Below are 7587 nucleotides of genomic sequence, written 5' to 3' on the forward strand. Positions count from 1 at the left end.
CCGTCTTTCTGCGCGCACTCTCCAGCAATGGACGAATCGCTTCGAACTGCTCGCGCTTGATATCGCTCGGGTAACCTTTTCTCATCTCGCAAGCTTCTCACATCAGACGAGACTTTGAACACGTTCTTACACCATGTGAATGTCAAGCCAGAATCTGCTCGAAAAACAACTCTATCCACCTATTCTGAGATAGCGCAATCAGAGTTCGCTGCTTGTGGCCATCTCAATTTAAGAAATAGCTCTTTGTTGAGATGGCCTTTGTCTGACTACATGACGCGGACGCCATCCAAGCATGAATCGACGGAAGCGTTTTACCCTTCCTATCAGTGTCTACGTCTGCTTAGAGCAGCTCCGCTTCTGCTGTCGGTGGTTGATCTCGGAGGATCAAATTCCTTTTGGGGAAAGAATCCCTAGCCAAGCCACACTCGCCAAAACCAGAACTGCAAGTGTTGTCTCCATGAACAGGCTCTGGCGTAGCTTAGCGACTGCTTGCGCGCGATTCCCTGAGCCCAATGATGCCTCCAGACTTGGACTAAGCCGGAACCGATTTGCAGCTGCCAAAGCAAGCATTCCGAGAACCAGCACTAGCTTGCCTAGCAGCAACTGACCATAGAGTGTCGAAACAAGCGGATCAAGCGAAGGCCCTGCGATCAATACATAGTTGACTACACCACTGGCCGCAAGAACGAAAACGATAAGAGTTCCGATATGGGCGAAGCCGTTTGATGTTCGGCTCAATATGGCGACAGTGTCCTGTGTCGCATTTGCCCTACTTGTTGCTAAGATCAAAAAAGCAAGTAACGCGCCGACCCATGCACCTGCTGCCCAGAGATGGAAGATATCTGAAGCAAGGTGGACGTATCCACGCATTCCGTCGTCCATCGCACCGTGACCAGCCCAGGCCAGTGTCGCCAGCGCTACACCGCTAGATGCGGACATGGCAACGAAGCGAAACGTTGGATTGAACTTCACTAGGGCAATCAAGATGCAAAGCGCTAGCGCAAGAATACGAATGCACCAAGCAAGGCCCATGTGAGTGCCGGTGATCAGCATCTCGAAGATATGCGTTGACAACTCAGCGTAAGTTTGAGCACCGGACATGGCCTTGGCAAGGACTGTCATGCCAATCACTGACAGTCCAATCCCGATTGCTGCAAATACACCAATGCAAACTCGATAGCGACGCGCAATTGCCAAGGATCGCTCGTCATGGCCAAGGGCATAGACGCCGAACACGGCGACGCCAAAAGCTGCAGCCATGTCCAGATAAAGCGCGAGGCGCAAAACGATGGTGAACCAATCCTCGGCCATTTGGTTACTTCACCTGAAATGTGACATTGCCATTGATCGGGTGTGTGTCCGAAGACACGGCACGCCAATCCACGCGATAGGCACCGGGTTGAAGTGCTTGCGCAGGAGTAATGACCATGGTTTTGCCATCGCTAGCGCCAGAGACGCTTGCGCTGACCTTCATTGCACCGTGGTTCGGCATCCCGGGCATGCCCGTCATGATCAAGTTCGCAGCCGAGAACTGAGGAACCAGCGTTTCCGAGAACTTCAGCTCAATCGTTGCAGGTGCAGCAACCTGCGACTTATCCGCAGGTGACGAGGAGACTAGCGAAGGATGGGCAAATGCTGCAGAAGCGAACAGAGTTGCGGCGATTGGTGCGATGTACTTAGCTACCTGGGTTGAGCGGTTCATGAGGACTCCTATCTAAGTGTGATGGTGGTTTGAAAATCGATTGCGAATCTGGGTCTATGGAGTTGGCGCGCCCTCAAGAACGCGCCAGCGAGGAAGTGCACATTGGTCTGGCTAGAACCAGAAGCGGACACCGGCCACCCATCGTGTTTGTTGAGCACGGCCGCCGTCTGCACGAACGAGATCTGCGGTTCGCCCGAAACTGCCCGCACGTTCGACGCCGATATATGGAGCGAACTGACGGCTGAACTCGTAGCGCAGTCGCAAGCCCGCAGATGCTTCGGCTAGGCCCTTGCCGATGTGGCGCTCTGGATCATCCTTGCCGTAAAACTGCATTTCAGCTCTAGGCTCAAGGATCAGGCGCTGAGTCAGCAATAGTTCGTAGCTTGCATTTAGGCGAAGCGCAGTTCTGCCGCCACTGCCAACATAGGCTGTGGCCTCCAGCTCGAACCAGTAAGGGGCTAGGCCCTGTACACCAAATGCCAGCCATTGACGGCTAGGTCCCACGCCGTTGTCTAAGCGCAGACCAAGCTGTGTATCCCAATAGGTTGTGGCAGCACGGCTCCATAGCAGTTCGGTGCGAGACTCTTCGAGCTTTCCTTTGGCGACGTCACCTTCTGCCTTCAAGACAGCTTTGTTGTATGAGGTCCCGTACCATGCTTGCAAGTCATAGGCCGTTGAATCATCACCTCTGCGTGAAAAACGGCGTTCCAGGGTCTCACCACGCAGCGAGGCAAAGGTATGCTCGTCCGCAAGCATCAAGCGCGGGACGCCAGGCACCGCGTAATCGCCCGATCCCAAGGTCAGCCCATTGGAATACCCATGCGGGTCGCGAGCGTCTGGAGGTGCGGATCCCCCTTGCATCTGCATGCTGCCGTGATCCATCGCAGGGCCGCTTGCAGCGCTGCCAGTCATAGCACCATGACCTGCATGTGGATCAGCTGCAGTTGTGGCAGGGCTTGCCGGTGCTTCCATTTGCATATCCGCTTGGCCATGCGATGAATGGTCGCTTTGCGCCTGGGCCGCAATACTCACCAGAGCGAGGAGCGCAGTGGACAATGCACGAATAGGGAGTGCTTTGGACATTTTTGATCTTCCTTGTGAGGTTTGTTCAAGATACTACGACTTCGCGGAACATGCCTGCATCCATGTGGAACATCAGGTGGCAATGCCATGCCCAGCGCCCCAGAGCATCTGCCGTCACCAAGAAGCTGATGCGTTGCGCAGGCTGTACTGGCAAGGTGTGTCGACGGGCGAGGAATCGACCATCAGGGCTCTCCAGTTCACTCCACATCCCATGCAAGTGCATAGGGTGAGTCATCATGGTGTCGTTGTGTAGGATGACCCGCAAACGCTCGCCGTGACGGAAGTGAACAGGCGTTGATTGCCCGAACTCCAATCCATCAAGAGACCAGGAATAACGCTCCATATTGCCCGTCAGGTGCAACTCCACCTCTCGTCCAGGACCGCGCGAGTCCATCGGACCTGAAGGTGTATGTAGATCGGCCAAGGTCAGCACGCGTCTGCCGTTATTGCGCAGACCGATACCGGGATCGTCGAGATTGGTGCGGGCCATATCGACTCGCATATCTGTTCTCGCGCCATATTCAGTGCGAGCATGGCGTGCTGTGGTGCTGGGCACTGCCAAGCCCCCAGCAGACATGGCATGCTGACTATGGTCCATTGCCATACCACCGTGATTCATGCCGCCCATCGCACCATGATCCATGCCGGCCATTGCCCCCGACATACCAGCCATCCCGGCCATGCCCGTCATCCCAGACATCCCAGAGATCCCAGACATGCCGGTCATGTCCATGTCGGCTCCGGAAGTGCCATGGCTCATGGCGCCCATCATGTCGCTCATACCCAGCCATTCGACGGGATCGAGTGCGGGGACTGGAGCTTGCAGTCCTTCGCGCACTGCTAACGTAGCGCGTGCGTAGCCTGTTCGGTCCATCGACTGAGCAAAGATCGTATAGGCGTCATCACGTGGCTCGACAATCACGTCTATTGTTTCGCCAGGGCCGAATCGGAATTCATCGACAGTCACAGGCTCTACGTCGACGCCGTCAACATGCACGACAGTGAGCTTCAGACCCGGAATACGTACGTCATAGAAGGTATTGCCCGCCCCGTTGACCATGCGCAGTCGGACACGCTCGCCCGGACGGAAAAGAGCTGTCCAATTGCCGGCAGGTGTGACGCCATTTGCGAGGTAGGTCAGAGTCGCAGAAGAGAGGTCGGCTAAATCCGTTGGATTCATGCGCATCTCGTTCCACATCTTGCGCTTGTCTAATGCCGCTGACACGCCATCACGCGATGCATCACGGAAGAAATCAAAGACCGTGGGTTGGTTGTAGTTGTAGTAGTCGCCCTGAACCTTGAGCTTTGCGAAAACGCGCATGGGGTCTTCGTCAGTCCAATCGGAGAAGAGCACGACATGGTCACGATCTGAACGGATAGTCTCAGGTCCTGCGGGATCGATGATGATCGATCCATACATGCCGGTGAGTTCCTGCATGCCTGAATGTGAGTGATACCAGTAGGAACCGCTTTGCTGGACCTTGAAACGGTAAGTGAACGTCTCTCCTGGAGGGATGCCAGCAAAGCTAATGCCAGGGACCCCGTCCATCTGATAGGGCAAGATAATGCCGTGCCAGTGGATAGAAGTTGCCTCCCGTAGCTTGTTCGTGACGCGAATGGTCACAGTTTCTCCCTCACGCCAGCGCAGGGTAGGCCCAGGAAGAGAACCATTGATGGTGGTCGCCATACCTGGCTTCCCGGTGAAGTTCACCGGGGACTCGGCGATCACCAAATCGAACTCATTGCCACGCAGTACTGGCGCAGCGCCACGCACCGTAGCGCCTTGTTGGGCGAAGGCCATGAGCGACTGTGTCGACAGTCCTGCTAGAACGCCACCTGCGGCTAGCCCCTGAACAAAACGCCGACGAGAGAACCCTTGTGAGGGAGTAACAAGAAATGGCGAACGACGCGGCATAGGGTGAAATCCTCCAGAGTTGTCAAGAAATTCGTTTTCGGCGACGCTGGCTGAAACAACAAGCGCTCGATATGTTTAATATGCTAGGGCCTGCTGAATTTCTGTGGGGTGACTCATTCATTACATTCATGTAATGCTTACGTCATGTTCGGTGCGATGGGCGGCTCCTATCCAGAAATGCCTTCGTTGCAGCTAGAAGGTTCACTCTGGTCGCCACGCTTGATGACTGCCCAGGAAGGAACAACGAGGCAGTGTTGAGCCTTTCTATCGCCAGGATTTCAAGAACATTACATTTTTCTTATCTTCATGTCAGAGGGCGTCAAACTCGGCACACTCTCGAGCGTCTACTGCAGCGGAGCGATTACATGAGGATTTTGATTGTCGAGGATGAGCCTAAAACAGGTGAGTACCTGCGCCAAGGACTAACCGAGGCTGGATACATTGCTGATCTGGTTCCAAATGGTTCAGATGGCTTGCATATGGCTCTGCAAGGTGAATACTCATTGGTGATCTTGGATGTCATGCTGCCGGGACTCAATGGTTGGCAGGTCCTCCAAGCACTCCGTGATCGGGGATTGCATATGCCGGTCCTGTTCCTTACTGCACGGGACCATGTCGAGGATCGCGTCAAAGGGCTCGAGCTCGGTGCAGATGATTACCTGGTGAAGCCGTTTTCGTTTGCAGAGTTACTTGCCAGAGTTCGCATCATTCTTAGACGCGGACATCCGGCCAATGAAGGCACTACTCTGACTGTTGCAGATCTCGAGCTAGACCTACTGCGTCGCCGCGTATCTCGCAGTGGCAAACGTGTTGACCTCACGGCCAAAGAGTTCGGACTCTTGGAGTTGCTGATGCGTCGACATGGTGAAGTGCTTCCACGTTCGTTGATCGCATCGCAGGTATGGGACATGAACTTCGACAGTGACACCAATGTCATCGAGGTGGCCATGCGCCGTCTGCGAGTCAAAATTGACGAAGGCCATTCGATCAAACTGATCCAGACTGTACGGGGAATGGGCTATGTGCTTGAAGTCCCCGAGGAGGAGTAGGTGCAGCATCTCATTCGCAAGGGAAAGCTCTCTTTGACGAGTCGTTTGGCCCTTTTTTTTACGGTTGTTGCGACAGCCGTAGTGCTTGGTTTAGGCGGTCTATTTCTCGTCGTTACAGAAAAGCATTTCGTGGAATTGGACCGAATGACGCTTCAGGACAAGCGCCATTTGATCGAAAAGATTCTCCAGAACACCAAGTCGGTCGATGATGCTCGTTGGCGTTTAAATGAGGCACTGAACTATCACGAGGATCTTCAGGTCCAAGTGAAGGATGCCCAAGGAGAAACCGTATTTCAATCGCCCGCATCTGGCTTTGCAGTGCCTGATCGCAATTCGACTTTTATCGACAAGGAAGGATCGTTTGAGGTGTGGCGGCACGCAGATGCAGAATTCCACACCTTGAGCTTTGAGACGCTCCCGGCCTACGCACCGTCGCCATTAAAGGTAGTGATCGCAGCAGACACCAAGCATCACATTCAATTCCTCAACGGAATTCGCACAAGCTTTGCTATTTATGTGATCGCAGCAATTTTGCTTTGCTCACTTCTGTCTTGGCTCGCGGCGCGACAAGGGCTAGCACCGCTGCGAGAGATGAAATCACGTGCGGCTGTTGTGACGGGACAGAAGATGAGTGAACGCATGCCGGTCGAGGCTGTACCTGTAGAAATGGCCGATTTGGCGCATGAGCTCAATCGCATGCTGGATCGATTGCAGGACGATTTTCAGCGACTGACAGATTTCGCTTCTGATTTGGCCCATGAACTACGTACGCCCATCAGCAACCTGTTGACGCAGACTCAGGTAGTGCTGGCATCCAAGCGTGATGCCGCGACATACCGAGACATTCTTGCCTCTAATGCCGAAGAGTTTCAGCGCTTAGCACGCATGGTGTCAGACATGTTGTTCCTGGCCAAAACCGAACGGGGCGTGAGCCTACCGCGCAAGGAACAGTTCTCCGCACAGCAAGAAGCGTATGCATTGCTGGAGTTCTATGAGGCTGTAGCGGAAGAAAAGCAAATTCATTTGAGGTTAAATGGTGATGGACTCGTTGATGGTGATCGGCTGATGTTTCATCGTGCTGTGAGTAATTTGCTATCTAATGCTTTGCGCTATACGCCGCAGGCTGGCATGGTCACCATCGACATTGGGACTTCAGCGCCCTGGACACTTGTCACTGTGGAAAACACAGGGCAGGACATTGATCCCAAAGTCCTGCCCAGGTTATTTGACCGCTTCTATCGAGCTGACCCTTCCAGGGCACATCCGGACTCAGACGGTAGCGGATTGGGGCTGGCGATCACCAGAGCGATTGTTGAAGCCCATGGCGGCTCCATTGCGGCCACTTCTGCTGATGGACGAACTCGCTTCACCTTGAAATTCCCCAAGCCGTAGCCGACTTCCTAAGCAGATCGAAAACCGGTTTTTATTGAGCGAAGGAAGACGCTATCCACAGCAAGAGGTCTTTGCTGAAGTTGAGCCGCAACATTTCGACTGCGGCTCCTCAGCATTTGCCTGCTCGGTTTCGGCTAACGCCAATAATTCTGGAGTGTATCCAGCGGCCTGGATAGCCAACATGTAGTCGGTGTCGCTCAGATCGCCGGAGACTTGCACCGTTTTATCGCGCGCATGCACTCCGATATTTGCTTCATCATCGATTGCCAAAATGGAGCGCTGAATCCGCGCGGCACAGGCACCACATTTCATGTCATTGTGAATCGCCCAGGCTTTCCTAGACGCCTTGGAGCCTCAGGAAGTGACGCCGCTCAAACTCGGCAGGCGGCAGGCCGTCAGCACTGGAATGACGACGTCTGGGGTTATAGAACATTTCGATGTAGTTG

General features: G+C 54.2%; 7 protein-coding genes and 1 pseudogene. 2 read left to right on the forward strand and 6 right to left on the reverse strand.

Features of this window, described 5'->3' with window-relative positions; all coding sequences use genetic code 11:
• The 5 genes and pseudogenes from J1777_RS13975 to J1777_RS13995 form a co-directional block, all read right to left on the reverse strand.
• Positions 1–85: pseudogene (locus J1777_RS13975) on the reverse strand (IS5/IS1182 family transposase); the annotation flags it as partial.
• A 299-nt stretch (positions 86–384) separates the two neighbouring features.
• Positions 385–1311 carry a copper homeostasis membrane protein CopD gene (gene copD, locus J1777_RS13980; RefSeq protein ID WP_034398829.1) on the reverse strand — a complete coding sequence of 309 codons (927 nt, stop codon included), beginning with the start codon at positions 1309–1311 and terminating at the stop codon, positions 385–387.
• 4 nt (positions 1312–1315) lie between these two features.
• Complete coding sequence (gene copC / locus J1777_RS13985; protein ID WP_207576283.1) at positions 1316–1702, reverse strand: copper homeostasis periplasmic binding protein CopC; 387 nt, start codon at positions 1700–1702, stop codon at positions 1316–1318.
• A 111-nt stretch (positions 1703–1813) separates the two neighbouring features.
• Positions 1814–2785 (reverse strand): copper resistance protein B, encoded by a 972-nt coding sequence (locus J1777_RS13990; protein WP_179954953.1) that lies wholly within the window; start codon positions 2783–2785, stop codon positions 1814–1816.
• Positions 2786–2810: 25 nt separating this feature from the next.
• A complete protein-coding gene (locus J1777_RS13995; RefSeq protein WP_207576284.1) occupies positions 2811–4700 on the reverse strand; it encodes a copper resistance system multicopper oxidase in 1890 nt (629 codons plus the stop codon).
• Between the two features lie 365 nt (positions 4701–5065).
• Here J1777_RS13995 and J1777_RS14000 point away from each other — a divergent pair, with 365 nt between their 5' ends.
• Both J1777_RS14000 and J1777_RS14005 read left to right on the forward strand, forming a co-directional pair.
• Complete coding sequence (locus J1777_RS14000) at positions 5066–5749, forward strand: heavy metal response regulator transcription factor (RefSeq protein ID WP_207576285.1); 684 nt, start codon at positions 5066–5068, stop codon at positions 5747–5749.
• On the forward strand, positions 5750–7141 hold the full coding sequence (locus tag J1777_RS14005) for a heavy metal sensor histidine kinase (protein WP_088166939.1): 1392 nt from the start codon (positions 5750–5752) through the stop codon (positions 7139–7141). It begins immediately after the preceding gene.
• Positions 7142–7192: 51 nt separating this feature from the next.
• On the opposite strand, the gene J1777_RS14010 is transcribed toward J1777_RS14005, so the two are convergent.
• Positions 7193–7453, reverse strand: a complete 261-nt coding sequence (locus J1777_RS14010) for a heavy-metal-associated domain-containing protein (protein ID WP_207576286.1) — start codon at positions 7451–7453, stop codon at positions 7193–7195.
• Positions 7454–7587 lie beyond the last annotated feature (134 nt).

The sequence above is a fragment of the Comamonas denitrificans genome, from assembly GCF_017368815.1.
Taxonomy (GTDB): Bacteria; Pseudomonadota; Gammaproteobacteria; order Burkholderiales; family Burkholderiaceae_C; genus Comamonas; species Comamonas denitrificans.